The organism is Aeromonas sp. S13(2024) (assembly GCF_041402405.1).
Lineage (GTDB): Bacteria > Pseudomonadota > Gammaproteobacteria > Enterobacterales > Aeromonadaceae > Aeromonas > Aeromonas veronii.
On the sequence record NZ_JBGLRA010000009.1, the window covers coordinates 92,182 to 117,294 of the forward strand.

Genomic DNA, 25,113 nt, shown 5'->3' on the forward strand with positions numbered 1-25,113 from the left:
AGGTCGCCTCGATGTATTTGGGGGGAATGGCTTAGCGGGCCTGCGCCAGCGTGCGCACCACGGCGGCATGGGCCTGACGGGTACGGCTGATATGGCGCGGCGCGACCAGCACCACGTCATTGCCTGCGACGGCGCCCATGATCTCGGGATTGGCGTTGCGATCCAGCAGGCGAGCCACCACGGTGGCGGCCCCCGGAGTGGTGTGGATCAGCACCATCTGCTGGTTGTGTACCACTTCGCGCACCATGTCGTGGATCGAGCGGGTGCTGCCGGCGGGCTCCAGCTGCTCATCGACCAGGGTGTAGACCTTCTTGCCGTTGGCATTTTGGGCCTTGGCCACGCCGAGGCGGCGCAGCAGGCGGGAGATGGTGGATTGGCTGATGTCGGCAAAGCCGCGCTCCGACAGCTCGCGGCGGATCTCTTCCTGGGTGCTGTAGCAGTGCTGACCGATGATCTGGCGACAGGCATCCAGCTGGGCCAGATCGGGCTCTTGGGCAACGGGACGACTGAGGGTTTTGACCACGGCGAATTCCTTTGATGATGACCGGAGGTAAACGCGCGATATCTGCCATAGCTGTCAGTTATCAGGCAAAAACACTGATAATCCATCTATATGCAGGGAATGAGCGGGCATTACCATCTTGCGATGGCAAATTATAGCTGACTGGAAATTCGGTGATGTGACAGGGTTCAAAAATGGGCCCCGCAGGGCCCAATCAGATATCAGTAACGCTCGCTGACGATGTCCTGAGTGAAGGACTTCTCGCAATATTTGCACTTCATCCGTACCACGCCTTTCACTTCGCGCACCCGGAAGTAGCTGTCTACCGGCTCGTTGTGGGAGATGCAGTTGGAGTTGGGGCAGTGGAACACCCCGGCGATGAACTCCGGCAGCTCCAGCTGGTGCTTCTTCACCACATTGAAGTCTTCGATGATGTTGACGGTCGCTTTCGGGGCGAACAGCGCCAGCTGGTTGGCCTGCTGTTCGGTCAGACGGGTGTTCTCAATCTTGATGAGATCCTTCTTGCCCAGCGCACCGGATTTCAGGTTGAAGCCGACGGTGATCCGCTCCTGGGTTTCGACCAGCTGGAACAGCTTGAGGATCTTGATGCCCTGGCCAGCGGGGATGTGATCGATGACGGAGCCGTGACGGATGGCTTCGACTTGCAGTTGGTTCTTGTCAGACATGATATTCCCCTAAGCTCAAACAGTTTCGTTCAGTACCAGTGCCAGCAGCGCCTGGCGTGCATAGACCCCGTTCTCCGCCTGCTGGAAGTAGCAAGCGTGGGGAGTCTTGTCGACCGCCACATCGATCTCGTCGACGCGGGGCAGGGGATGCAGGATCTTCATGGTGGGCTTCGCCCCTTCCAGAGTCGCCAGCTCCAGAATGAACTTGGCGGCCATGTGCTTGTATTCGGTCTCGTCGAAGCGCTCTTTCTGGACGCGGGTCATGTAGAGGATGTCCAGCTCCGGCATCACCTCTTCCATGGTCTGGTGGACGCTGAACTGGATGCCCTTCTCTTCCAGCTCTTCGCAGATGTAGTCCGGCATCGCCAGCGCTTCCGGGGAGATGAAGAAGAAGCGGCAGTTGAACAGGCTGAGGGCCTGAGCCAGCGAGTGCACGGTGCGGCCATATTTCAGGTCACCGACGAAGGCGACGTTGAGGTTGTCCAGACGACCCTGGGTCTCATGGATGGTGAACAGGTCGAGCAGGGTCTGGCTCGGATGCTGGTTGGAGCCGTCGCCGCCGTTGATGACCGGCACGCGAGAGAACTCGGAGGCCAGACGGGCGGCACCCTCTTTCGGGTGGCGCATCACCACCGCATCCGAGTAGGAGCCGATGATCTTGATGGAGTCAGCCAGCGTCTCGCCCTTCTTGGCGCTGGTGTTGCCACCGTCGGCGAAGCCGATGATGTTGCCGCCAAGGCGCTGTACCGCGGTCTCGAACGAGAGGCGGGTGCGGGTGGAGGCTTCGAAGAAGCAGCTGGCAACCAGCTTGTCTTTCAACAGGCTGGTGTCAGGTTCAGCCTTCAACCGTTGTGCGGTTGAGACTACCAGTTCCATTTCTGACCGGGTCAGGTCCGAAATGGAGATGACATGTTTCTTATAGAGTGGATTGGTCATCGTCTGCATTCCCTTTGACATCATTGGAGGTTTTTCGGGCACAAAAAAAAGCCCCTGAAACAGGGGCTTTTTTTAAAAATAACTGGGGATCTTTGGGGTGGGAACCGGAAACAACGGGGCCGCTCTGGTGCGCACCACCCGTCTGCAAGGCTGTTTTCTGAATCAAAAACTGCATCGTTTCGTCCCGACCTTTTTCAAAACCGGACAGATTATAGGGCCGCTTTTTTAATTGTCAAAATTTTATTTACGATGCCAATTTCAGCATGAAAAACGTTTAAGTGGCGGAAACATGACGACAAATCCACACTTTGTGCGTCTCTTGCAGCGATTCCCCATCGCGGGCCATGGCGCGCAAATAACCGAGTCTGTGGTGCCCTTCCAGCAGGCAGTAGGGGCGGGGCAGGGGATGACCGTTCGGGTAGCTGGAACCCTCTTCCGGCACCAGCACGATGACAGGTTCGGGCCAGGTGCCTTCGCTCAGCATCTTCTCGCCGAGCCAGGAGCGACGCACATAGCGGTTGCTGCGCAGCATCTCGCCCCAGCGCTCGATCACCTCCATATGGCGGGAGTCCACCTGATCCACCAGTTGCACGGTGGGCCAGCTTTCACAGGTGAACTGATGGTTGGCGAGATCGATAAAGCTCCAGTTGGACTCAAAACCGCGCCAATGGCGGTAAATCCACTGGGAAAGCACATTTTCAGGAATAAAGGGCACCAGCGGCGCGACCCGTTCAAGATAGGCGGGCAGGGACTCTGTCTTGCGTTCATCCCTGAAGTTGAGGGGCGCCAGTTGTTGGAGCAGTCGGTAATTGAGCATAAGTGGCCTCCCGGTACCTGATTTCACCCTACCCCCATTTATGTCCCATTCCTACCCCGGCAGGGCTGCAAATACAGCAAGTTACCCCGCTTTGCTGCACAAACAAGCGCGACTTGTTCGGGATTTGTGCAATCGCATCGAAAGCGTAAAAAAAGCCTTTACCTTTGATCTCCACTTTGTATACTACGCCTCGTTTGTTGCAGGGGCGTAGTTCCAATTGGTAGAACAGCGGTCTCCAAAACCGATGGTTGCGGGTTCGAGTCCTGCCGCCCCTGCCATTTTCAGAAAGGCCAGCTCATTGAGCTGGCCTTTCGCATTTCCGGCGTTCGCCAATTTATCCCTCTCTCCTTTCTCTTCTCCTTCTTGCCGCTAGCCCTCGGTGACTGTGGCCACATTGATCTCGATGTCTGCCGCAAGAGCGTTCAATGTGCAGCAACCCGCTGTTTCAGCACGGTGACCAGCCGCTGGTGGCGGGCGGGGAGCGGCCACTCGGCGCGGTAGATCAGCCAGAGGGTGTCGATCACTTCAATGCTGCTCTGGATCACCCGGATCTTCTCCTGCTGGGCAAAGGCGGTGACGGCGAAGCGGGGCAGCACGGTAAAGCCGAGGCCGCGGGCGACCGGTTCCAGGATCAGGCCGATCTGGTTGGTAAAGCCGCGCAGCGGGATCTCGTCAACGCGCTGGCCGGGGTAGCGTCGTCCCAACAGGCGTTGTGCCATGCTGTGGCCATCCGGGTGGTCGATAAAGCCGAGCTGACAGAGGTGCTGCCAGCTCTGCTCCTCGCCATCGTTGGGTACCACCAGACAGAGGGGTTCGCGGGCAAAGGGCTCGGCGGCGATGCTGGGGTGCTCCGGCGGTTGATCCACCAGTCCCAGATCGCTGCGCCCTGCCAGCACGGCCTGCACTATGTCGGGGGTGGGGGCAAAGCGGTGCTGGATGGTGAGTCCGGGGTGCTCCTGTTGCTGGTCGAGCAGCAGGGGATAGAGCAGCAGGCCAATGCTGCCCGGGGTGGACAGGATGATGGCGCCGCGGTGAGGGTCATCGTCCGAGAGGCGCGCTCGCAGCTGTTCGGCGGCTTGCGCCTGCTGGCGGGCGAAGTCGAGCAGCACCAGCCCGCGCGGAGTGAGCTCCAGCTGACGGGGCTTGCGCAGCAGCAGGGTGCCAAATTCGGCCTCGAGGCGCGAGATATGCTGACTGACGGCGGCCTGGGTGAGATCCAGCCGCTCGGCGGCGCGGGTAAAGCTGCCGGTTTCATGCACCACCACCAGGGTATGGAGCCAGAGTGGATTAACCATAAATTTAATTTATGCCTTCCATTAGTTTGACCTTATTTTTCATTATGTCGCCCCTTCCTATCATGTCACCTGTTTCCCACACACAATTTCAAGGTGACGTATGACCTATCCACGCAACTTCTCCCACATCGGCATCACGGTGACTGACCTCGACAAAGCGGTCGAGTTCTATACCAAGGTGATGGGCTGGTATCTCATCATGCCGGCCACCACAATCAGCGAGGATGACTCTGCCATCGGCGTGATGTGTAACGACGTGTTTGGCCCGGGCTGGGGCTCCTTCCGCATCGCCCACCTCTCCACCGGCGACAAGATTGGCATCGAGCTGTTCGAGTTCCCCAACAGCGAGCAGCGCGAAAACAACTTCGAATTCTGGAAGACCGGAGTGTTCCACTTCAGCGTGCAGGATCCGGATGTCGAGGGGCTGGCGGCGCGCATCGTCGCGGCGGGCGGCAAGCAGCGGATGCCGGTGCGCGAGTACTACCCGGGCGAGAAGCCCTACCGCATGGTCTACATGGAAGATCCCTTCGGCAACATCATCGAGATCTACAGCCACAGCTATGAGCTGACCTACTCCGCCGGTGCATATCAGGGGTAAGTGACAGGCCGCCTTCGGGCGGCCTGCTGCTTTGTTGTTACAAGAGTCAGTAGCATGGAATAGCGATCTGGTTCACACGAATAGCGCGTTCTGTTGTTGATAGATTGGAAAATATACAGATTCACTAAAGTCTGTTCATATTGCGGCCGATAGCCTTTGATACATCAGGGTTTTCCCTGCCTGACACAACAACAAGGATTCGTCGTCATGACCCTCTCTCTGCGCGGCAAGCTGCTGGCCACCAGTCTTGGCGTAGTGCTGCTGATGGCATCACTGCTCGGCATCGTTGCCTTTCACACCCTAAAATCCCGCACCATGAGCGCCATCCAGAGCGAGGCGGTCAACTATGGCCACGCCTACTCGGTCGCCATCGGCGAATGGATGACGGATCGCAAGAACACCGTCCATGCGCTGGTCAACCTGATCAGCGATAACCCCCAAGCCGAGCTGGTGCCGCACCTGAAGCAGGCCTACACCTCCGGTGGGTTCGGGCTTACCTATTTTGGCTCCGCGCAGGGGGTGATGACCCGGCAGGATCCCTCCCTCAACACCGGCAACTATGACCCACGCGAGCGCCCCTGGTATCAGGATGCGGTGAAGGCGGGGCAGCTCATCGTCACTGCCCCCTATGTCAGCGTCACCATGCAGAAGCTGGTGGTCACCCTCTCCGAGCCGGTACGCCATCAGGGCGAGCTGGTCGGTGCCGTGGGGGCCAACCTGGCGCTCGACAAGCTGATCGACGAAGTGTTGGCGATGAAGGTGCAGGGTGAGGGCTACGCCATGCTGCTCGACAGCAGCGGCCTCATCGTCGGCCATCCGCAGAAGGATTTGGCGCTCAAGCCCATCGCCGAGCTGGCGCCGGGACTCTCGGCCGCCACCTTCCAGCAGTGGGGCCGTGAAAACAGCGAGCTGCACGCCGCCACCCTCGACGGGCGGGATGTGCTGCTGGCGGTACAACCGGTACCGGGCACCGACTGGCTGCTGGCCATGGTGATGTATCGCGATGTGCTGGAGGCGCCGCTCAGCAGCCTGCTGTGGGAGCTGGTGGGGTTGACCCTGGTGCTGATGCTGGTGTTCAGCGCCCTGCTCACCGCCACCTTCAAATACCTGTTCGCCGATCTCGGTCGGGTCGCGCACGCTCTGCACGACATCGCCCACGGCGAGGGGGATCTCACCGTTCACATCAACACCCACAGCAAGGATGAGGTGGGTCAGCTGGCCCAGAACTTCAACCAGTTCGTGGCGCGGCTGCACGGCATCGTCAGCCGGTTGCGGGATGTGACCGTCGAGCTGGCGGCACAGTCTCGCGCTCAGGCGGCCGGGGCGCAGGCCCGTAGTCAGCGGGTACGCCAGCAGCAGGACGAGATCGTGATGGTGGCGACCGCGGTGACCGAGATGGCTTCCGCTACCCAGGAGATCGCCGGTAACGCCGAGTTTGCCGCCACCACCGCCACCGATGCGGTCGCACTGGCGGTCGCCGGCCAATCCCAGGTTGGCCAGAGTCAGCGCAGCATTACCGGTCTGGCGGACGAAGTGGCCGATGCCAGCCAGATCATCAACGAGCTCGACAGCCATGCCCAGAAGATCAGCGGCATTCTGGCGACCATCAGCGGCATCGCCGAGCAGACCAACCTGCTGGCGCTCAACGCCGCCATCGAGGCGGCCCGGGCCGGTGAGCAGGGCCGCGGCTTCGCGGTAGTGGCGGACGAGGTGCGGGTGCTGTCACGCCGCACCCACGACTCCACCGACGAGATCCAGCAGATGATCGAGACCCTGCAGCAGACCACCCGTCGCGCCGTGGGTGGCATGGAGACCAGCCGTCAGCTGGCGGGTACCAGCGTCGAGGATGCGGAAGCGGCCAACCAGAGCCTTGCCCGGATCAACGAGGCGATCGGCTCCATCAGCGACATGGCGACCCAGATCGCCGCAGCGGCCGAGGAGCAGACTTCGGTGACCGGCGAGATCAGCCGCAATACCGAGAATATCCGCCACGTCTCGCAAGAGCTTGCCGAGCAGGCGGGCAACGAGGCGGCGCAGGCGGCCGAGCTCAAGTCGCTGACCGAGCGGCTGGAGCAGGAGATCGGCCGCTTCCGGCTCTGACATCCCGCCACGCCAGCAACAGAAAGGGCAGCCCGCGGGCTGCCCTTTGTTATTTCACGACTGGCTTAAGGGGTCTGCTTGACCCAGATAAGCTGGTCGGTGGCAAAGCCCAGCCCCTTGGCCTTGGCGATCAGCGCGTCAACCTTCTCCTTGGGCGGATTGGGGGAGCGGGAGAGGATCCAGAGGTAGTCGTGGTTGTAGCTGGTCACCAGCGAGAGCTGGTAATCGGGGTCGAGATCGATGACGTTGTAGCCGCCGTAGAAGGGGCCGAAGAAGCTCACCTTGAGCCGCGCCTCGTCAGGGCTGCCGACGAAGTAGGCCTTGCCCTCGGCCTCGCGCCAGCTGCCATCGCTCTGCTTGCCGCGGTTGAGCACCTTGACGCCGCCATCGTCACGCAGGCTGTAGGTGGCGCTCACCTGCTCCAGCCCCCGCTCGAAGCTGTGGTCGAGGCGGGCAATCTCATACCAGGTGCCAAGATAGCGGTCGAGCTGGAAGCCGGTGACGGGGCGAATGCCGTCGGCAATCCCGGTACAGGCCGTCAGCAGTAAAGCGGTGAACAGGCAAAGCAGTGAACGCATAAGTAATCCCTCTGTTGTTATCCCTCGATGATGCGCAGCTGACCATCCCGGAAGCGGGAGGCCTGATCCGTCGGCGTGCTGCCGAAGAAGCGCTTGTACTCCCGACTGAACTGGGAGTTGCTCTCGTAACCGACTCTGGCCGCCGCGGTGCCCGCCTTGATGCCGTCGTGCAGCATCATCATCCGCGCCTTGTGGAGGCGAAACGACTTGATGTACTGCAGCGGCGAGGTTGCGGTGACCGCCTTGAAGTGGTGGTGAAAGGCGGAGACGCTCATGTTCACCTCCCGCGCCAGCTCCTCCATGGTGAGGTTGTCGGCATAACGGGACTCTATCATACGCAGCACCCGGGCGATCTGGCCCACATGGTTGTGGCGATTGGCGAGCGCCTGCAGCGCCGGGCCGCCCCCCTCGGTGAGGGCGTGGAACAGCATCTCCCGCACCGTCTGCGGCCCCAGCACCCTGGCGTGCAGCGGGTTGTCCATCAGCTCGATCAGTCGCTCGGCGGCGCAGAACATGGTTTCCGACAGGGGGACCGAGTGGACGCCGCTCTTTTGCGGCGCGGGGGCGGGCAGGGCATCGCCCAGCTCCAGCAGCAGCTCTTGCAGGGTTACCAGATCGATCTCGATGGTAAAACCGATAAGCGGCTGCTCGGGGGAGGCGAAGCACTCGCACTCGCAGGGCAGCGGCAGGGTCATCAGCAGATAGTGGTTGGGGTCGTAGCGAAACACCTGATCCGCCAGATAACCCACCTTGTGCCCCTGCAGGATTACGATCATCCGCGGTTGGTAGAGCACCGGGGTGCGGCCATGGTGTTCGGTGGTATAGATGAGGTTGACCTGTTTCACAGGTGATGGGGTGATGCCGGGGGCGGTGACGTGGCGGGTCAATCTGGTTGCGAGGTCGCTGTAACGGTTTTGCATGGGCGCTCTTTGATTGGACAGTTCCAGTTTTTGCTGCTTTGTAGAAATAGGCAAGAATCAAGCAGGATGTTGTCTTGATGGTAGGGTTGTTCTGGAGAAAAATGCAATCACGATTTCGCGGCCAAGCCGCCCTGACTATCAGAAGAAGGCAATGTCGATGAACAACTTTACTCTCCATACCCCGACCAAAATCCTGTTCGGCCAAGGGCAGATCGCCCAGTTGCGCGAGCAGCTCCCGAGCGATGCCCGCGTCATGATCACCTATGGCGGCGGCAGCGTGGTACGCAGCGGCTTGCTGGAGCAGATCCGTAACGAGCTGGCTGGCATGACCCTGTTTGAATTTGGCGGCATCGAACCGAACCCGGCCTACGAGACCCTGATAGGGGCCGTGGAGCTGGCTCGTGCCGAGCGGGTCGACTTCCTGCTCGCCGTTGGTGGTGGTTCCGTGCTCGATGGCACCAAGTTTATCGCTGCTGCCGCGCACTACGATCTGGCCAAGGATCCCTGGCACATTCTCGAGACCGTCGGCAGCGAAGTGCGTTCCGCCATCCCGCTTGGTTCCGTGCTGACCCTGCCGGCGACCGGTTCCGAAATGAACATGGGCGCGGTCATCACCCGTCGCAGCAGTGGCGACAAGGTGCACTTCTTCTCGCCGTTCGTGATGCCGCGCTTCGCCGTGCTGGATCCGGTGCTCACCTACACCCTGCCCGAGCGTCAGGTGGCGAACGGGGTAGTGGATGCTTTTGTCCACATCGTGGAGCAGTACCTCACCTATCCGGTCAATGCCAAGGTGCAGGATCGCTTCGCTGAAGGCTTGCTGCTGACCCTGATCGAAGAGGGCCCCAAGGCGCTGGCCGAACCGCACAACTATGAGGTGCGCGCCAACATCATGTGGAGCGCCACCATGGCGTTGAACGGCCTGATCGGCGCCGGTGTGCCGCAGGATTGGGCCACCCATATGCTGGGTCACGAGCTGACTGCCCTGCACGGCCTCGACCACGCCCAGACTCTGGCGGTGGTGCTGCCTGCCCTGCTGCAGGCCAAGCGCAAACAGAAACATGCCAAGCTGCTGCAATACGCAGATCGGGTGTGGGGCTTGAACAGCGGCAGCGAAGCGGAGCGCATCGATGATGCCATCGCCGCGACCCGCGACTTCTTCGAGCAGATGGGGGTCAAGACCCGACTGCGCGACTACGGTCTGAAAGATCTGGGTATCGACACCCTGATCGGCAAGCTGGGGGAGCACGGTATGACTGCCATCGGCGAGCACGGCGACATCGATCTGGTGCAGAGCCAGCATATTTATGAAGCGGCCTGGTAAGGGCCGCCAATCGGTGCCAAACGGGCGAAACGATTGAATTGCCGGGGCCCTCTCCCGCCATCTGGCGGCTGAGCGGCCCCGCTTTTGTTGGGAAAATGTTACTTTTCGGCGTTTCGCTGCGAGAAGTGAGACGAAAGCGGATTTCGTAAGAACAAAAAACGCTAAGATAGAGGGCCGGTAAAACATTTTTTTTGACTGGTTGGATCACTTTTTTCAGCCGTTTTTACTGGTATAAGCCTCTAATTTGGTTTGTTTTTTTTAATCGTAGCCAGGGATGGGCTGAATTCTGTACGAGTGCCGTCGGGACTGCGGTTGTAATAAAACTCCAAAATTTGATACTAATCACCTTCGCGCCTGAAAAGCGGGGGCCTGACCATGACAGGAGGTTGAGGTAAAGCCTACTGATTTTCATAACAAAGAGCCCTGGACCTGCACTTTGGTCATGTCTTGTTTCGTCAGAAGTGAGACACTGGGCAGCGATTGTTTATTAACCATCAGGGAATAGTCATGCAGATTGGAATACCGAGAGAGAGTCTCGCCGGTGAGACCCGGGTCGCAGCGACCCCGGCTACCGTCGAGCAGCTGAAAAAGCTCGGCTTCGAGGTCGCCATCGAGACCGGCGCAGGCCTGTCGGCCAGCTTCGATGATGCCGCCTTCGAGGCTGCCGGTGCCAGCGTGGTGCCGAATGTCTGGCAAGCCGACCTTATCTTCAAGGTCAATGCGCCGACCGATGCCGAGATCGCACAAATTAAAGATGGCGCCACTCTGGTGAGCTTCATCTGGCCGGCCCAAAACCCTGAGCTGGTCAAGAAGCTGTCCGAGCGCAACATCAATGTGATGGCGATGGATATGGTGCCGCGGATCTCCCGTGCCCAGTCCCTCGATGCCCTCTCCTCCATGGCCAACATCGGTGGCTATCGCGCCGTGGTTGAAGCTGCGCACCAGTTCGGTCGCTTCTTCACCGGTCAAATCACCGCAGCCGGTAAAGTGCCGCCTGCCAAGGTACTGGTGATCGGTGCCGGTGTTGCCGGTCTGGCTGCCATCGGTACTGCCGGTTCCCTTGGCGCCATCGTGCGTGCCTTCGACACCCGTCTGGAAGTGGCCGAGCAGATCGAATCCATGGGTGGGGAATTCCTCAAGCTGGACTTCGGTGGCGAAGACGGCGCATCCAGCGATGGTTACGCCAAAGTTATGTCCGATGAGTTCATCAAGGCCGAGATGGAGCTGTTTGCCCAGCAGGCCAAAGAGGTGGATATCATCATCACCACCGCCCTGATCCCGGGCAAGCCGGCTCCCAAGCTGATCACCAAAGAGATGGTCGACAGCATGAAGCCGGGCTCCGTCATCGTGGACATGGCCGCTCAGGCTGGCGGTAACTGTGAATACACAGTGCCGGGTGAACTGCATGTCACCGCCAACGGCGTCAAGGTGATCGGTTACACCGATCTGCCGGGTCGTCTGCCTGCCCAATCCTCCCAGCTCTACGGTACCAACCTGGTCAACCTGATGAAGCTGATGTGCAAGGAGAAGGACGGCAACGTTGCCATCGACTTCGAAGACGTGGTTCAGCGCAACATGACGGTGATCCAGGCCGGTGAAGTGACCTTCCCGCCGCCCGCCATCTCCGTCTCTGCTGCCCCGCAGAAACCGGCCGCCGCCAAACCGGCAGCCAAGAAGGAAGAGGCCAAGCCTTCCAACAAGAAGTTCGTGTTCGGTGCTCTCGGCATCGCCGCCTTCGGCTGGATTGCGTCCGTTGCCCCGGCAGCCTTCCTCTCCCACTTCACCGTATTCATCCTGGCCTGTGTGGTTGGTTACTACGTGGTGTGGAACGTATCGCACGCCCTGCACACGCCGCTGATGTCGGTCACCAATGCCATCTCCGGCATTATCGTGGTCGGTGCCCTGCTGCAGATCGGGCAAGGGTCGACTCTGGTTACCGCATTGGCCTTCATCGCCGTGCTGATTGCCAGTATCAACATCTTCGGCGGCTTCACCGTCACTCAGCGCATGCTGAAGATGTTCCGTAAGGATTAAGGGGGTTTAACGTGTCTCAAGGACTGGTAACAGCATCCTATATCGTTGCCGCCGTGCTCTTCATCCTCAGTCTCGCGGGACTGTCGAAGCAAGAGACGGCCAAGCATGGCAACCTGTTCGGTATCGCGGGTATGGCTATCGCCCTGCTCGCCACCGTATTCAACCCGGAGACCAGTGGCGTTCACTGGATCATCCTGGCCATGGTGATCGGCGGTGCCATCGGCGTGCGTCTGGCACTCAAGGTCGAAATGACCGAGATGCCAGAGCTGGTGGCCGTGCTGCACAGCTTCGTGGGTATGGCGGCAGTGCTGGTGGGCTTCAACAGCTTCATCGATCTGCACCCCTCTGCACCTGCTGAGGTCGTCGTCTCCGTCGGTTCCAACCTGGATGCCACGCTGGCAGCCGCCCGTGCGGCGTTCGAGCAGGCCAACAGCGTTGCTCAGGTCGAGCACCTGACCGGCGCCATGCTGAACATCCATCTGGTCGAGATCTTCCTGGGCGTCTTCATCGGTGCCGTAACCTTCACCGGTTCCGTGGTTGCCTTCGGCAAACTGCGTGGTCTCATCTCCTCCAAGCCGCTGATGCTGCCGCACCGCCACAAGCTGAACCTGCTGGCCGTGGTCGCCTCGCTGGCGCTGATGGTCTACTTCGTCAACGCGGGCGGCTCTACCTTCGCCCTGCTGGTGATGACCCTGATCGCCTTCGCCTTCGGCTGGCATCTGGTTGCCTCCATCGGTGGCGCCGACATGCCGGTGGTGGTCTCCATGCTGAACTCCTACTCCGGTTGGGCGGCAGCGGCGGCGGGCTTCATGCTCTCCAACGACCTGCTGATCGTCACCGGCGCTCTGGTGGGCTCCTCCGGTGCGATCCTCTCTTACATCATGTGCAAGGCGATGAACCGCTCCTTCATCTCCGTGATCGCCGGTGGCTTCGGCTCCGATGGCGTGGCCTCCACGGCTGATCAGGAGATGGGCGAATACCGCGAAACCAGCGCCGAGGAAGTGGCTGACCTGCTGAAGAACTCCAGCTCCGTCATCATCACCCCGGGCTACGGTATGGCGGTGGCGCAGGCCCAGTATCCGGTGGCTGAAATCACCCAGAAGCTGCGTGATCGTGGCGTCAAGGTGCGCTTCGGTATCCACCCGGTTGCCGGTCGTCTGCCTGGCCACATGAACGTGCTGCTGGCGGAAGCGAAAGTCCCGTATGACATCGTTCTGGAAATGGACGAGATCAACGACGACTTCGCCGATACCGACACCGTGCTGGTGATCGGTGCCAACGACACCGTCAACCCGGCCGCGATGGAAGATCCGGGCAGCCCGATCGCCGGTATGCCGGTACTGGAAGTGTGGAAAGCGCAGAACGTCATCGGCTTCAAGCGCTCCATGAACACTGGTTATGCCGGTGTCCAGAACCCGCTGTTCTTCAAGGAAAATACCCAGATGCTGTTTGGCGATGCCAAGGCCAGCGTCGAGGCAATCCTGAAAGCACTGTAAGTGCCACTCAGAGACTGGATATCAAGGAGGCTTCGGCCTCCTTTTTTATTGCTCATCCCTTGTATATCCTCAATCCATACGGACCATGAGGGATCTCCATGATGTGGTGTCAGGGTTGGCGAAGGATCGGGTTGTACGGCTGGCTGCTGGCCTTCCTGTTTGGTGCTGGTTCGGCCGTAGCGGCGGACGAGCCGCCGACTCTGACGCTGCTGACCGAGCTGTGGCCCCCTTATGTGATGCGTGGTGACAATGGCGAGCTGGCTGGCGCCGATCTCGATCTGGCCTGTACCGTGTTGCGTCAGATGGGTTATCGCACCGAAATCAGGGTGCTGCCCTGGAAGCGGGTTCTGCAGCAGGCCCGTCTCAGACGGGGGGATGCGGTAGTCGACGTCTTCTTTGAACCTTCCCGCCAGCACTGGCTTCACTACCCCGAAGAGCCGCTCTCTTACAGCGGCGAAGTGCTCTTCTATCCGACGGCTCGTCCGGTGGATTTCAAGCAGCTCTCCGACCTCAAGGGGCTGCGGATAGGTATTCAGGAAGATTATGCCTACAGCCCCGATTTTCTGACCGATCCCGGGGTGATCCGGATGCCGATGACGGGGGAGGGGAATGCCATCAAACAGCTGCATCTGATGATGGCCGGTCGGTTGGACGGGGTGGTGCTCAACGAGCGGGTCGGTCGTTATCTGCTGCACACTCAGGGGTTGCAGGATCAGGTGAACCACGGCTCGCGCCTGCTGACCGACGACAACCGCAACTTCCTCGCGTTTACCCACAAGCCCGGCCACGACCAGCTGGCTATCCGCTTCTCCTCTGCCCTCAAGGCATTCAAACAGACTCCCGCCTACAAGCAACTGCTGGCCCGCTATCACCTCTGAGTTGCCGCCCTGCTGTGCGCAGCTTCACAATTTGTCGCACTTTGTTAAAAGGTGGGCATAATGGCGAACAAAAAGGGGATGCCGCTCAACATTAGTTGATCTTGTTGATAGTAGAATCAACTGCGGTTTACTCAAAGTTACTCATATATGTCCACAGCAGCCACCACTGACCAGATCAATTCGTTAACGGATGAAGAACGTCATCTGATCGCCAGTTTTGAGCCCGCGGTCGAGGCGCTGGCCGCGCTGTTTGGCGCAGGGTGCGAGGTGGTGTTGCATGCGTTCGATACGCTGGATGCATCGGTCATCAAGATTGCCAACGGCCATGTCACCGGTCGTCGGGAGGGGGCGCCGGTCACCGACTTTGCCCTCAACCGCTTGCAGGGGGAGGCGGGCAGCCAGTGGAGTAGCTACTTCAGCCGTACCCGCGACGGGACGCTGATGAAGTCCTCCTCCATCACCATCAGCAACCGGCAGGGCAAGCCCATCGGCATGCTCTGCGTGAACTTCAGTCTTGATACCTCCCTTGGCAGTCTGCTCGATACTTTTGCGCTGCCAGCGGCACCGGCGCCGCTCAACAACGAGACCTTTGCCAGCTCGGTGGACGATCTGGTGACCCAGGTGATTGAGAAGGTGGATCGGGATGATTCGCTCTCCTGTACGGTGCGCAACAAGGAGATAGTGACCCGGCTCTTCGACATGGGGATCTTCGAGATCAAGGAGGCGGCCCAGCTGGTTGCCCGGATGCTCGGCATCTCCCGTCATACTGTTTATCTGCATATCCGCAACCACAAGGCGGATCTGAACAAGCAATAACTGCCTGCGGGCACCCTGAACATGAGAAACACTGCGATGAAAGCACAATGGACCGACTTTATTACCCTGCTCAAGCGTGAAGTGGTGCCGGCCCTGGGCTGTACCGAGCCGATGTCGGTGGCGCTGGCGGCGGCCAACTGCCGCAAGCTGCTGGGGGAGACCCCGACCCGCATCAGCGTCTGGGTCAGTGGCAATCTGTTCAAGAACGGCATGGGGGTCGGGGTGCCGGGTACCGGCATGATCGGTCTGCCGGTGGCCGCTGCGGTCGGCATCACAGGGGGCAATCCCAATGCCGGGCTGGAGGTGCTCAAGACCCTCACACCAGAACAGGTGGAAGCGGCCAAGACGTTGCTGCCGGTGATCAAGGTGGATGTTAAGGATGTGCCGGACGTGCTCTACGCCGAGGTGCTGGCCGAAGTTGAAGGGCACAGTGCCCGGGTGGTGATCTGTACCGACCACACCCGCATCATCCTGATGGAGAAGGATGGCGAGGTGCTGATGGAGCAGGCCAGTGCCCCCGGCGTGCAGATCCAGCCAGCCAAATCCGCCAAACCGGCCATGACCCTGCGGGAGATCGTCGATTTTGCATTGGAAGTGCCGCTGGCGGAGATCGACTTTATCCGCGAGGCCGCCACCATGAATCAGGCGCTGGCAGATGAAGGGTTGCAGGGTTACGGCCTGAAGATTGGCAAGATCCTTACCGAGCAGGTGGAGCGCAAGCTGCTCTCCGATGACCTGATGACCCTGGCGATGCGCCTCTCCTCCGCTGCCTCCGATGCGCGGATGGATGGCGCCATGCTGCCCGCCATGTCCAACTCCGGTTCCGGTAATCAGGGCATTGCCGCCACCATGCCGGTGGTCGCGGCCGCCCGCTTCCTCAAGGCGAGCGACGAGCAGCTGACCCGGGCACTGGTGATGAGCCATCTGGTGGCCATCTACATCAAGACCTATCAGAACAAGCTGTCGGCCCTCTGTGCCGCCAGTACCGCCGCGATGGGATCTGGTGCCGCCATCACCTGGCTGCTGGGCGGCCAGTATCAGCAGATCAGCCACTGCATCAACAACATGGTTGGCGATGTCTCCGGCATCATCTGCGACGGCGCGGGCAGCGCCTGCTCCATGAAGGTCTCCACCTCCACCTCGGCGGCGGTTAAGTCTTCGCTGATGGCTATCAACAACCTGCATGTCCCCCAGAGCGAGGGGATCGTCTCCGACGATGTGGACCAGACTATCGCCAATCTGGGCCGCCTCTCCAAAGAGGGGATGCTGGATACCGACATCGAAATCATCAACATCATGCGAGCGAAACAGCAGAAGCAGTGAATCTGTGACAAGGGGGCGATAGACCCCCTTGTTCTTGTCACGACGGCGCAGACTGTCTGACACGGTTGCCAGGGCAAGCATGGCGCTTGCTCTTGTTTCTCGGGCCCAAGCCCGCTTTTTGGGGAGTCATACCATGACATTTAGCGTTATCGGCAATCTGGCCATCGCCGCCATCTTGCTGTTCTTTCTCTACCGGTTACAGGAAAAACATGTGAGCTTCACCCGCCGGGTCTTTGCCGGTCTGGGGCTCGGTATTCTGTTCGGCGCCGCGTTGCAACTGCTTTACGGTGCAGGTTCGCCCGTCATTGTTCAGACCATCGACTATCTGGATATCGTGGGTAGCGGCTATGTGAAGCTGCTGCAGATGATCATCATCCCGCTCATCATGGTCTCCATCATCAGCGCCATTCTCAAGCTCAATGGCGGCACTGCGCTGGGCAAGATCAGCGCCATGACCATAGGCGTGCTGATCTTCACCACCGCCATCGCCGCCGGGGCGGGCATCCTGATGTCCAACCTGTTTGGCCTGACTGCTGAAGGGCTCACCTCCGGTGCCGCCGAGAGCGCTCGTGGCGCCGCGCTGCAGACCACCCTCGGCAGCGTCGAGAGCATGTCGTTCGCCAAGATGATGCTGGAGTTCATTCCCGCCAACCCCTTCCTCGACATGACCGGGGCGCGCAAGACCTCTACCATCGCCGTAGTGATCTTCTCCATCTTCATTGGCCTCTCTGCCACCGGCATCGCCCGCAAGAAGCCGGAGATCTTCGCCAGCTTCAGCCACTTCGTGGCCGTGGCCCACGCCATCGTAATGCGAATGGTGACTCTGGTGCTGCGCCTGACCCCGTTTGGCGTACTGGCGCTGATGACCAAGGTGGTCTCCGGCTCCAACTATGCTGACATCCTCAACCTGCTCAGCTTTGTGATGGCCTCTTACGGTGCCATCGCCATCATGTTTGTCGTGCACCTGCTGCTGGTGAGCATGGTCGGCATCAACCCGCTGCGCTTCCTCAAGAAGATCACGCCGGTGCTGGCGTTTGCCTTCACCTCGCGCACCAGTGCGGGCTCCATCCCGATGAACGTGCAGACCCAGACCAAGTCGCTGGGTATTCCTGAGGGGATCGCCAACTTCGCCGCCTCCTTCGGTTCCACCATCGGCCAGAACGGCTGTGCCGGTATTTATCCGGCCATGCTGGCCGTGATGATTGCCCCGACCGTCGGGGTCAACCCGATGGATCCCGGCTTTATCATGACCCTGATCGCCATCATCACCGTCAGCTCCTTCGGGGTGGCCGGCATTGGCGGTGGCGCCACCTTTGCCGCGCTGATCGTGCTCTCCGCGCTGGACTTCCCGGTGGCGCTGGCCGGTCTGCTCATCTCCATCGAGCCGCTGATCGACATGGGCCGTACCGCGCTCAACGTTTCCGGCTCCATCACCGCAGGGACGGTGACCAGCCGCCTGATGGGCGAGACCGACATGCATGTGTTCAACAGCGATCACGAAGTGAGTCTGGACGGCGAAGAGTCCACCGTCTGATTTGCTGTCGGTTGATCTGCCCGTGGAAAGGGGCGACTCTTTCCCGTCATAGACCGCAGGGAGGGCATGCCCTCCCTGCGCCATTGAGAGGAAAAACTATGAGAATTCTGATCATCGGTGGCGAAGCCGCCGGTATGAGCGCGGCCGCCAAGGCGCGCCGACTGGCCAAAGAGGCGGAGATCGTGGTGTATGAGGCCTCCGAAGTGATCTCTTTCGGTGCCTGTGGCCTGCCTTACTTCGTCGGTGACGAGTTTCAGGAGCCCGGTTACATGGCCGAGTTCACCCCCGAGCAGTTCGCCGCCAAGGGGATCGAGGTCAAGATTGGCCATCGGGTGCTGAGCGTTGACGCAACTGCCCAGACCCTGCAGGTGGAGCACAACGGCGACACCTTCACCGATCGCTACGATCGGCTGATGATTGCCACTGGTGCCCGCGAAGTGATGCCCCCCATCCCCGGTCTGCAGCAGCAAGGGGTATTCGGTCTGCGCCGGATGGCCGACGGGCTGGCGCTTAAGGCGGCGGTGCAAGACAAGAATAATCGCCGCGCCGTGGTGATTGGCTCCGGCTTTATCGGGCTGGAGGTGGTCGAGGCGCTGGTCCATCAGGGCAAAGAGGTGCGTCTCATCGAGCTGGCGGATCGGGTCATCCCCGACGCGTTTGATGGCGAGATCACCCAGCACATCGAAACCGAACTGCGCGAGCAGGGGGTCTCCCTCCATCTGGGTGAGCGAGTTGAAGCGCTGCTGGGGGATGGCCGGGTGACCGGCGTGAGAACCAGCCAGGGCGAGTACGAGGCCGATATCGTGGTGGTCTGCACCGGGGTCAAGCCCAACACCGAGTTTCTGGCCGATACCGGCATCGAGCGGCTCGGCAACGGCGCCATCAAGGTGGATCGTCAGGGACGCAGTTCGCTCGCCAACGTCTGGTCGGCCGGTGACTGTGCCAGCGTCTGGCACAGCGTGAAGCAGCAGCAGGTCTATGTACCGCTCGCCACCATTGCCAACAAGCTGGGGCGCATGGTGGGCGAGAACCTGGCCGGTGCCGACCAGGAGTTCCCGGGTACTCTGGGTTCTGCCGCGCTCAAGGTGCTGGGGCTGGAGGCGGGCCGTACCGGCCTCTCCGAGCAGGAAGCCAAGGCGATGGGCATCGATTACCGCACCGTGGTGATCAAGGACAAGTGCCACACCAACTACTGCCCGGGTCAGTCAGACATTCACGTCAAACTGGTCTACGAGGCGGGCAGCAAACGGCTGCTGGGTGGTCAGATCCTCGGTCGCAAGGGGGCGGTCCACCGCATCGACGCGCTGGCAGTGGCCATCACCATGGGGGTGACCACCGAGCAGCTCGGCATGCTGGACTTTGCCTATGCGCCGCCCTTCTCCCGCACCTGGGATGCCCTGAACGTGGCGGGTAATGTCGCGAAGTAAGCGTTGCGATGACGGACGGCGCTGGGAAGGCGCCGTTACGTTGCCCCAGCTCTGCAGAGCAATCTGCGGGTAACAGCTGAGGGTAAATTGCAGCGATAAAAAAACCGATGCCAAGGCATCGGTTTTTTACTATTACCGGTTTATTCGCTCTCAGCTGCGGGCGAGGCGGTTTTCCGGGTAGTTCTTGGCCAGCACTTCGCGAGCATGCTTGGCCAGCTGCGGCATCTTCAGGGCGTCGTAAGATTCGACCATGATCTCCAGTGCCTTCTCGGTTTCGGCTGTGTCGGGGTAGGTTTCGACAATCAGCTTGGCCCGGTTGGCGGCCGCGACCAGTGCATCACGCTTCACGTAATACTCGGCCACGCTCAGGTCATATCGGGCCAGACGATTCTTCAGGCCAATCATGCGGGCGCGGGCATCGGCGGCATAGACGCTGTTGGGGTAGTTCTGCAGCAGGGTCTTGAAGTCCTGGAATGCCTGACGGGCATAAGCAGGGTCTTTGTCGTCCCGATCGATACCGAACAGGCTCTGGAAGAAGTTGTAATCCGCCGCCATGTTGGTCAGGCCGCGCATATAGAAGACGTAATCGATATTTTTATGCGCCGGATTGAGGCGGATAAAACGGTCGATATTGGCGATCGCCTGAGCGGTATCATCCTGCTTGTAGTAGGCATAGATGAGGTCAAGCTGCACCTGGTTGGAGTAGGCGCCGAACGGGTAGCGAGAGTCCAAAGCCTCCAGCAATTCAGTGGCTTGCACGTAATTGCCAACGTCCAGTTTGAGGCGTGCTTTCTGGTACAGGGTCTCCGGCGGTTCGTCGGGTACCTTGGGTTTGGTGCTGGAACAGCCTGTGATCAAGGTAGCGACCAAGGCGAGCGACATCAGCAGGTGAGACTTCTTTCCCATCAACAACATCCGGTCCATTTCCACGAAATTGGCAAAGTATCCGTTATGCTTGGCTAAAAGAAAAGCTAGAATACCCGGATTATTTCGAATTGATACCCCCCGCTCAAGAGACCATACATGAGCCAGCATATTGAACTGACAGGCGAATTCCAGGATCACCAATTCGGGCAGCGACTCGACCAGGCCCTGGCCGAATTGTTTCCAGACTACTCCCGCACCCGCATCAAGGAGTGGATTTTACAGGACAGAGTGACCCTGGACGGTCAGGTTGCCAACACCCCGCGCGAGAAGATTCTGGCTGGGCAGCAGGTGCATGTGAATGTCGAGCTGGAAGATGATACTCGCTGGGATGCCCAGGATATCGAGCTCAACATTGTTTATGAAGATGAACACATTCTGGTGATCGACAAACCGGCCGGACTGGTGGTTCACCCGGGCGCAGGTACGCCGGATGGCACCATCCTCAACGCCCTGCTGCACCGCTACCCCGGCATTGCCGAGGTGCCCCGTGCCGGTATCGTGCACCGTCTGGATAAAGACACCACAGGTTTGATGGTGGTTGCCAAAACCGTACCCGCCCAGACCCATCTGGTGGAAGCGTTGCAGGCGCGCCAGATCACCCGTGAGTACGAAGCGATCGCCATCGGTCACATGACCGCAGGTGGCACCGTCGATGCGCCCATCGGCCGTCACCCGACCCAGCGTACCCACATGGCCGTGGTGCCCAATGGTCGTCCCTCTGTGACCCACTACCGGGTTCACGAGAAGTTCCGTGGCCACACCCGTCTGCGTCTGCGTCTGGAGACCGGCCGTACCCACCAGATCCGTGTCCACATGGCGCACATCAAACACCCGCTGGTGGGCGATCCCGCTTACGGTGGCCGTCTGCGCCCGCTGCGCAACGCGACCCCCGAGCTGACCCAGGCACTGCGCAACTTCAACCGTCAGGCGCTGCATGCCACCATGCTGCAACTGGCTCACCCCATCACGGGTGAAGTGATGCAGTGGCATTCAGCTACACCGCAAGACATGGTGGAGCTGATGGAAGTGCTGCGCGCGGATACTCTCGCCAATCCGGATGATTTAGTCTGGAACTGATGCGATAGGGCCTGCTGCGTCGGTTTCTGGCGTCATCCGGCCCGAACAGATGCCAAACGGGGTTCCCTTGCAGGAGCCCCGTTTTTATATCGGTGAATTGAAGGAGTCACAGATGAAATGGATCGAACCCGACTGGCCAGCCCCGGCGTGTGTCAGGGCGTTGTCGACCACCCGGGATGGTGGTGTTAGCGAAGGGGTCTTTGCCGGTCTCAATCTGGGGGCCCATGTGGGGGATGAACCGGTGCGAGTCGAGGCCAATCGGGCCCGGCTGCAGCAGGCGGCCGCCATCCCGGGGCCCCTTAACTGGCTCAATCAGGTGCACGGCACCGTGGTTCATCCAGTCAGCAGCCATTATGAGCAGGCGCCGGATGCCGATGCCGCCTGCGCCCATGAGGCGGAGCTGGCCTGCATCGTGATGACCGCCGACTGTCTGCCGGTGTTGTTTTGCGATCGGGCCGGTACCGTGGTCGCAGCGGCCCACGCAGGCTGGCGTGGACTGAAAGAGGGCGTGCTGGAGGCGAGCATCGCCGCCATGGGCTGCGAGCCGGGCGAGGTCCTGGCCTGGATGGGCCCGGCCATTGGCCCCACTGCATTTGAAGTGGGGGGAGAGGTGCGCGAGGCCTTTATGGCTGAGCAGGCTGAAGCGGTCGCGGCTTTCGTGCCTTCCGCCAACGACGGCAAATGGTTGGCGGATATCTACCAGCTGGCGCGGTTGCGCCTCGCCCGTGCCGGCGTTACCGCCGTCTATGGCGGCGAATACTGCACCTTCAGCGATAGCGAGCAGTTCTACTCCTATCGTCGCGACGGCCAGACCGGCCGGATGGCCTCCCTCATCTGGTTGGCCCGCTAAGCAATCACCCGCCAAGTAATACCCCGTCTCTCTCAAGAGCAGAGCCGTATGAGAGAGGCGGGGCTCCTGCCCTCTCCCCGCTTTGCAGAAAAAATAACCAGCCCATGCCCTTGAAATAGCCCGTACGGGCCTCATCTTTCATCTCAGAAAGTTATGTTGTTTGCCGCGCAAGCGGCGTCTGCCTGTTTGAAGGGGGAGTGCAATGCGCCTCGATCGCCTTACCAGCAAATTCCAGATTGCTATTTCCGATGCCCAGTCTCTTGCGCTGGGTCGTGACCACCAATTCATCGAACCCGTTCACCTGATGACCGCACTGGTCAATCAGGATGGCGGCTCTATCCGTCCGTTGCTCACCCTGACCGGGATGGATATCAACGCCCTGCGCTCCCGCCTTGGCGAGGAGCTGGATCGCCTGCCGCGTGTCAGTGGTGTGGAAGGGGATGTGCAGCTCTCCAACGGCCTCGGCCGCCTGCTCAACGTCTGCGACAAACTGGCCCAGCAGCGCAAGGACCAGTTCATCTCCTCCGAACTGTTCGTGCTGGCGGCCCTCGACGACAAGGGAACGCTGGGCGAGCTGTTGCGTGCTCAGGGGCTGACCAAGGAAAAACTCGAAGCGGCCATCGACAAGGTGCGTGGCGGCAAGAAGGTGGAGGATGCCAACGCCGAGGAGAACCGTCAGGCGCTGGAGAAGTACACCATCGATCTGACCGAGCGGGCCGAGATCGGCAAGCTCGACCCGGTGATCGGCCGGGATGACGAGATCCGCCGTACCATTCAGGTGCTGCAACGCCGTACCAAGAACAACCCTGTGCTGATCGGTGCCCCCGGTGTCGGTAAAACCGCCATCGTCGAGGGACTGGCTCAGCGCATCATCAACGGCGAAGTGCCGGAAGGGCTCAAAAACAAGCGGGTGCTGTCGCTGGACATGGGGGCGCTGGTGGCCGGTGCCAAGTATCGCGGTGAGTTTGAAGAGCGGCTCAAGGCCGTGCTGACCGATCTCGCCAAGGAGGAGGGCAACGTCATCCTCTTTATCGACGAGCTGCACACCATGGTCGGCGCCGGCAAGGGCGAAGGGGCCATGGACGCGGGCAACATGCTGAAACCTGCGCTGGCCCGCGGCGACCTGCACTGCGTCGGCGCCACCACCCTGGATGAGTACCGTCAGTACATCGAAAAAGATGCCGCGCTTGAGCGTCGCTTCCAGAAGGTGCTGGTGGAAGAGCCGAGCGTGGAGGACACCATTGCGATCCTGCGTGGCTTGAAAGAGCGTTACGAGCTGCACCACCATGTGCAGATCACCGACCCCGCCATCGTGGCGGCGGCCCAGCTGTCCCACCGCTACATTGCGGATCGCCAGTTGCCTGACAAAGCTATCGATCTGATTGACGAGGCGGCGGCCAGCATCCGGTTGCAGATCGACTCCAAGCCCGAGGCGCTCGATCGCCTCGAGCGGCGCATCATCCAGCTCAAGCTGGAGCAGCAGGCGTTGATGAAGGAGGACGACGACGCCAGCCGCAAGCGTCTGGAGCTGATCAATCAGGAGATTGGCGAAAAAGATCGGGAATACAACGAGCTGGACGAAGTGTGGAAGGCCGAGAAGGCCGCCCTTGCCGGCACCCAGCATATCAAGGCTGCGCTGGAGCAGGCCCGCCAGGATCTCGATGTGGCGCGCCGGGCAGGCGACCTGGGCCGGATGTCCGAGCTGCAGTACGGCCGCATTCCAGAGCTGGAGAAACAGCTGGATCTCGCCACTCAGGCCGAGATGCAGGAGACCAGCCTGCTGCGCAACCGGGTCACCGATGTGGAGATCGCAGACGTCTTGGCCCGCTGGACCGGTATTCCGGTCGCCCGCATGCTGGAAGGGGAGCGCGACAAGCTGCTGCGGATGGAAGAGCAACTGCACAGCCGGGTGATTGGTCAGGAGGAGGCGGTTGATGCGGTCTCCAACGCCATTCGCCGCTCCCGTGCCGGTCTCTCCGATCCGAATCGCCCCATCGGCTCCTTCCTGTTCCTGGGGCCCACCGGGGTGGGCAAGACCGAGCTGTGCAAGGCGCTGGCCGAGTTCCTGTTCGATACCCAGGACGCCATGGTGCGGATCGACATGTCCGAGTTCATGGAGAAACACAGCGTGGCCCGTCTGGTGGGGGCGCCTCCCGGATACGTGGGTTATGAAGAGGGCGGTTATCTGACCGAGGCGGTACGCCGTCGTCCCTACTCGGTGATCCTGCTGGACGAGGTGGAGAAGGCGCATCCCGATGTGTTCAACATCCTGTTGCAGGTGCTTGATGATGGCCGCCTGACCGATGGTCAGGGTCGCACCGTCGATTTCCGTAACTCGGTGGTGATCATGACCTCCAACCTCGGGTCGGATCTGATTCAGGAGCACCACTCCGAGAAGGATTACGACGAGATGAAGGCCATGCTGATGGATGTGCTGACCCGCAGTTTCCGGCCGGAATTTATCAACCGGATCGACGAGACAGTGGTGTTCCATCCGCTCGGCGAGGATCACATCAAGTCCATCGCCCGCATCCAGCTCAAGAGCCTGATGGGCCGACTGGAGGCTCAGGGCTACGAGGTGGAGGTGAGCGAAGCGCTGCTCGAGAAGCTGGTGCATGCCGGGTTCGACCCCGTCTACGGGGCGCGTCCCCTCAAACGGGCGATCCAGCAGAAGGTGGAGAACCCGCTGGCGCAGGCCCTGCTTTCCGGCCGCATCGTGCCGGGCAAAAAACTGGTGCTGGGGGCCGACAGCAATGGCCTGACCATGACCCAGTAACCGATTCTGTATCGATGTTTGCAACGCCAGCCCTCGGGCTGGCGTTGTCATATCTGGTGGCGGGGATTCGGGCGCAAAAAAACGGCAATCCGAAGATTGCCGGGAGGAATGTAGTGACGCGACCTGGCGTGGGTTGAGCGGGTCGCAGGGGCAAGCCCCGGTTTCGCCGTGGGCCATCAGGGATGACCACGCGACTTACAGCATGTCCGGACTGCGCTCGTT

The 25,113-nt window shown here is 60.6% G+C and carries 22 protein-coding genes and 1 tRNA gene; 14 read left to right on the forward strand and 9 right to left on the reverse strand.

Going from position 1 to position 25,113, the window contains the following annotated elements:
• Positions 1 to 31: 31 nt before the first annotated feature.
• The 5 genes from ACB042_RS13295 to ACB042_RS13315 all read right to left on the reverse strand — a co-directional run bounded on the left by ACB042_RS13295 (position 32) and on the right by ACB042_RS13315 (position 2,941).
• Complete coding sequence (locus ACB042_RS13295; RefSeq protein ID WP_005339728.1) at positions 32 to 523, reverse strand: arginine repressor; 492 nt, start codon at positions 521 to 523, stop codon at positions 32 to 34.
• Positions 524 to 723: 200 nt separating this feature from the next.
• Positions 724 to 1,188 (reverse strand): aspartate carbamoyltransferase regulatory subunit, encoded by a 465-nt coding sequence (gene pyrI, locus ACB042_RS13300; protein WP_005339730.1) that lies wholly within the window; start codon positions 1,186 to 1,188, stop codon positions 724 to 726.
• 15 nt (positions 1,189 to 1,203) lie between these two features.
• Positions 1,204 to 2,124 carry an aspartate carbamoyltransferase gene (gene pyrB / locus ACB042_RS13305; protein WP_005339735.1) on the reverse strand — a complete coding sequence of 307 codons (921 nt, stop codon included), beginning with the start codon at positions 2,122 to 2,124 and terminating at the stop codon, positions 1,204 to 1,206.
• Positions 2,105 to 2,299, reverse strand: a complete 195-nt coding sequence (locus ACB042_RS13310; protein WP_133249581.1) for a hypothetical protein — start codon at positions 2,297 to 2,299, stop codon at positions 2,105 to 2,107. Before ACB042_RS13310 ends, pyrB begins: the two co-directional genes overlap by 20 nt.
• A 99-nt stretch (positions 2,300 to 2,398) precedes the next feature.
• Positions 2,399 to 2,941 (reverse strand): hypothetical protein, encoded by a 543-nt coding sequence (locus ACB042_RS13315; protein ID WP_263717832.1) that lies wholly within the window; start codon positions 2,939 to 2,941, stop codon positions 2,399 to 2,401.
• A 201-nt stretch (positions 2,942 to 3,142) separates the two neighbouring features.
• Between ACB042_RS13315 and ACB042_RS13320 the strand changes: the two genes are divergently transcribed.
• A tRNA-Trp gene (locus ACB042_RS13320) sits at positions 3,143 to 3,219 on the forward strand.
• Between the two features lie 144 nt (positions 3,220 to 3,363).
• On the opposite strand, the gene ACB042_RS13325 is transcribed toward ACB042_RS13320, so the two are convergent.
• A complete protein-coding gene (locus tag ACB042_RS13325; RefSeq protein ID WP_371178548.1) occupies positions 3,364 to 4,236 on the reverse strand; it encodes a LysR family transcriptional regulator in 873 nt (290 codons plus the stop codon).
• 100 nt (positions 4,237 to 4,336) lie between these two features.
• Here ACB042_RS13325 and ACB042_RS13330 point away from each other — a divergent pair, with 100 nt between their 5' ends.
• Together ACB042_RS13330 and ACB042_RS13335 are read left to right on the forward strand one after the other, a co-directional pair.
• Positions 4,337 to 4,834 carry a lactoylglutathione lyase family protein gene (locus ACB042_RS13330; protein ID WP_042031906.1) on the forward strand — a complete coding sequence of 166 codons (498 nt, stop codon included), beginning with the start codon at positions 4,337 to 4,339 and terminating at the stop codon, positions 4,832 to 4,834.
• Between the two features lie 207 nt (positions 4,835 to 5,041).
• On the forward strand, positions 5,042 to 6,934 hold the full coding sequence (locus ACB042_RS13335) for a methyl-accepting chemotaxis protein (RefSeq protein WP_005357549.1): 1,893 nt from the start codon (positions 5,042 to 5,044) through the stop codon (positions 6,932 to 6,934).
• Positions 6,935 to 6,999: 65 nt separating this feature from the next.
• Here the strand turns inward: ACB042_RS13335 and ACB042_RS13340 are convergent, their stop codons facing one another.
• Entirely contained in the window at positions 7,000 to 7,512 is a 513-nt protein-coding gene (locus ACB042_RS13340) for a lipocalin family protein (RefSeq protein WP_110304130.1), read from the reverse strand.
• 17 nt (positions 7,513 to 7,529) lie between these two features.
• Positions 7,530 to 8,432, reverse strand: coding sequence for an AraC family transcriptional regulator (locus tag ACB042_RS13345; RefSeq protein WP_005339751.1), 903 nt, complete (start codon positions 8,430 to 8,432; stop codon positions 7,530 to 7,532).
• A 157-nt stretch (positions 8,433 to 8,589) separates the two neighbouring features.
• Here ACB042_RS13345 and yqhD point away from each other — a divergent pair, with 157 nt between their 5' ends.
• From yqhD to ACB042_RS13385, 8 genes are all read left to right on the forward strand, one after another.
• The gene (gene yqhD, locus ACB042_RS13350; protein WP_368177424.1) at positions 8,590 to 9,753 is read left to right on the forward strand and encodes an alcohol dehydrogenase; all 1,164 of its coding nucleotides are present in this window, start codon (positions 8,590 to 8,592) and stop codon (positions 9,751 to 9,753) included.
• Positions 9,754 to 10,260: 507 nt separating this feature from the next.
• Positions 10,261 to 11,787, forward strand: coding sequence for a Re/Si-specific NAD(P)(+) transhydrogenase subunit alpha (gene pntA, locus ACB042_RS13355; protein ID WP_040070064.1), 1,527 nt, complete (start codon positions 10,261 to 10,263; stop codon positions 11,785 to 11,787).
• An 11-nt stretch (positions 11,788 to 11,798) separates the two neighbouring features.
• A complete protein-coding gene (pntB, locus tag ACB042_RS13360; protein WP_005339759.1) occupies positions 11,799 to 13,283 on the forward strand; it encodes a Re/Si-specific NAD(P)(+) transhydrogenase subunit beta in 1,485 nt (494 codons plus the stop codon).
• Between the two features lie 98 nt (positions 13,284 to 13,381).
• A complete protein-coding gene (locus ACB042_RS13365) occupies positions 13,382 to 14,161 on the forward strand; it encodes a substrate-binding periplasmic protein (RefSeq protein WP_371178549.1) in 780 nt (259 codons plus the stop codon).
• Positions 14,162 to 14,308: 147 nt separating this feature from the next.
• Positions 14,309 to 14,977: a transcriptional regulator gene (locus ACB042_RS13370; RefSeq protein WP_005357564.1), complete on the forward strand. Its 669-nt coding sequence runs from the start codon at positions 14,309 to 14,311 to the stop codon at positions 14,975 to 14,977.
• A 21-nt stretch (positions 14,978 to 14,998) separates the two neighbouring features.
• Positions 14,999 to 16,300 (forward strand): serine dehydratase subunit alpha family protein, encoded by a 1,302-nt coding sequence (locus tag ACB042_RS13375; protein WP_371178550.1) that lies wholly within the window; start codon positions 14,999 to 15,001, stop codon positions 16,298 to 16,300.
• 133 nt (positions 16,301 to 16,433) lie between these two features.
• A complete protein-coding gene (locus tag ACB042_RS13380; RefSeq protein WP_005341918.1) occupies positions 16,434 to 17,834 on the forward strand; it encodes an L-cystine transporter in 1,401 nt (466 codons plus the stop codon).
• A gap of 98 nt (positions 17,835 to 17,932) precedes the next feature.
• Positions 17,933 to 19,261, forward strand: a complete 1,329-nt coding sequence (locus ACB042_RS13385; RefSeq protein ID WP_371178551.1) for a CoA-disulfide reductase — start codon at positions 17,933 to 17,935, stop codon at positions 19,259 to 19,261.
• A gap of 150 nt (positions 19,262 to 19,411) precedes the next feature.
• On the opposite strand, the gene ACB042_RS13390 is transcribed toward ACB042_RS13385, so the two are convergent.
• Positions 19,412 to 20,167 carry an outer membrane protein assembly factor BamD gene (locus ACB042_RS13390; RefSeq protein WP_157161593.1) on the reverse strand — a complete coding sequence of 252 codons (756 nt, stop codon included), beginning with the start codon at positions 20,165 to 20,167 and terminating at the stop codon, positions 19,412 to 19,414.
• Between the two features lie 117 nt (positions 20,168 to 20,284).
• On the opposite strand from ACB042_RS13390, the gene rluD reads away from it, so the two are divergent.
• From rluD to clpB, 3 genes are all read left to right on the forward strand, one after another.
• Positions 20,285 to 21,265, forward strand: coding sequence for a 23S rRNA pseudouridine(1911/1915/1917) synthase RluD (gene rluD, locus ACB042_RS13395; RefSeq protein ID WP_005339771.1), 981 nt, complete (start codon positions 20,285 to 20,287; stop codon positions 21,263 to 21,265).
• A 112-nt stretch (positions 21,266 to 21,377) separates the two neighbouring features.
• Positions 21,378 to 22,115, forward strand: a complete 738-nt coding sequence (pgeF, locus tag ACB042_RS13400) for a peptidoglycan editing factor PgeF (protein WP_371178552.1) — start codon at positions 21,378 to 21,380, stop codon at positions 22,113 to 22,115.
• 202 nt (positions 22,116 to 22,317) lie between these two features.
• On the forward strand, positions 22,318 to 24,891 hold the full coding sequence (gene clpB / locus ACB042_RS13405) for an ATP-dependent chaperone ClpB (protein ID WP_144715854.1): 2,574 nt from the start codon (positions 22,318 to 22,320) through the stop codon (positions 24,889 to 24,891).
• Positions 24,892 to 25,113: the final 222 nt, after the last annotated feature.

Bases quoted from the DNA above. Each gene is read 5' to 3' on its own strand.
- ACB042_RS13390 (WP_157161593.1), bottom strand. From the start codon at position 20,167: ATGGGAAAGAAGTCTCACCTGCTGATGTCGCTCGCCTTGGTCGCTACC.
- ACB042_RS13335 (WP_005357549.1), top strand. From the start codon at position 5,042: ATGACCCTCTCTCTGCGCGGCAAGCTGCTGGCCACCAGTCTTGGCGTA.
- ACB042_RS13380 (WP_005341918.1), top strand. From the start codon at position 16,434: ATGACATTTAGCGTTATCGGCAATCTGGCCATCGCCGCCATCTTGCTG.
- ACB042_RS13370 (WP_005357564.1), top strand. From the start codon at position 14,309: ATGTCCACAGCAGCCACCACTGACCAGATCAATTCGTTAACGGATGAA.
- clpB (WP_144715854.1), top strand. From the start codon at position 22,318: ATGCGCCTCGATCGCCTTACCAGCAAATTCCAGATTGCTATTTCCGAT.
- ACB042_RS13365 (WP_371178549.1), top strand. From the start codon at position 13,382: ATGATGTGGTGTCAGGGTTGGCGAAGGATCGGGTTGTACGGCTGGCTG.
- ACB042_RS13330 (WP_042031906.1), top strand. From the start codon at position 4,337: ATGACCTATCCACGCAACTTCTCCCACATCGGCATCACGGTGACTGAC.
- pntA (WP_040070064.1), top strand. From the start codon at position 10,261: ATGCAGATTGGAATACCGAGAGAGAGTCTCGCCGGTGAGACCCGGGTC.
- pyrB (WP_005339735.1), bottom strand. From the start codon at position 2,124: ATGACCAATCCACTCTATAAGAAACATGTCATCTCCATTTCGGACCTG.
- rluD (WP_005339771.1), top strand. From the start codon at position 20,285: ATGAGCCAGCATATTGAACTGACAGGCGAATTCCAGGATCACCAATTC.
- ACB042_RS13385 (WP_371178551.1), top strand. From the start codon at position 17,933: ATGAGAATTCTGATCATCGGTGGCGAAGCCGCCGGTATGAGCGCGGCC.
- ACB042_RS13310 (WP_133249581.1), bottom strand. From the start codon at position 2,299: ATGCAGTTTTTGATTCAGAAAACAGCCTTGCAGACGGGTGGTGCGCAC.
- ACB042_RS13345 (WP_005339751.1), bottom strand. From the start codon at position 8,432: ATGCAAAACCGTTACAGCGACCTCGCAACCAGATTGACCCGCCACGTC.
- yqhD (WP_368177424.1), top strand. From the start codon at position 8,590: ATGAACAACTTTACTCTCCATACCCCGACCAAAATCCTGTTCGGCCAA.
- ACB042_RS13340 (WP_110304130.1), bottom strand. From the start codon at position 7,512: ATGCGTTCACTGCTTTGCCTGTTCACCGCTTTACTGCTGACGGCCTGT.
- pyrI (WP_005339730.1), bottom strand. From the start codon at position 1,188: ATGTCTGACAAGAACCAACTGCAAGTCGAAGCCATCCGTCACGGCTCC.
- pgeF (WP_371178552.1), top strand. From the start codon at position 21,378: ATGAAATGGATCGAACCCGACTGGCCAGCCCCGGCGTGTGTCAGGGCG.
- ACB042_RS13315 (WP_263717832.1), bottom strand. From the start codon at position 2,941: ATGCTCAATTACCGACTGCTCCAACAACTGGCGCCCCTCAACTTCAGG.
- ACB042_RS13325 (WP_371178548.1), bottom strand. From the start codon at position 4,236: ATGGTTAATCCACTCTGGCTCCATACCCTGGTGGTGGTGCATGAAACC.
- ACB042_RS13375 (WP_371178550.1), top strand. From the start codon at position 14,999: ATGAGAAACACTGCGATGAAAGCACAATGGACCGACTTTATTACCCTG.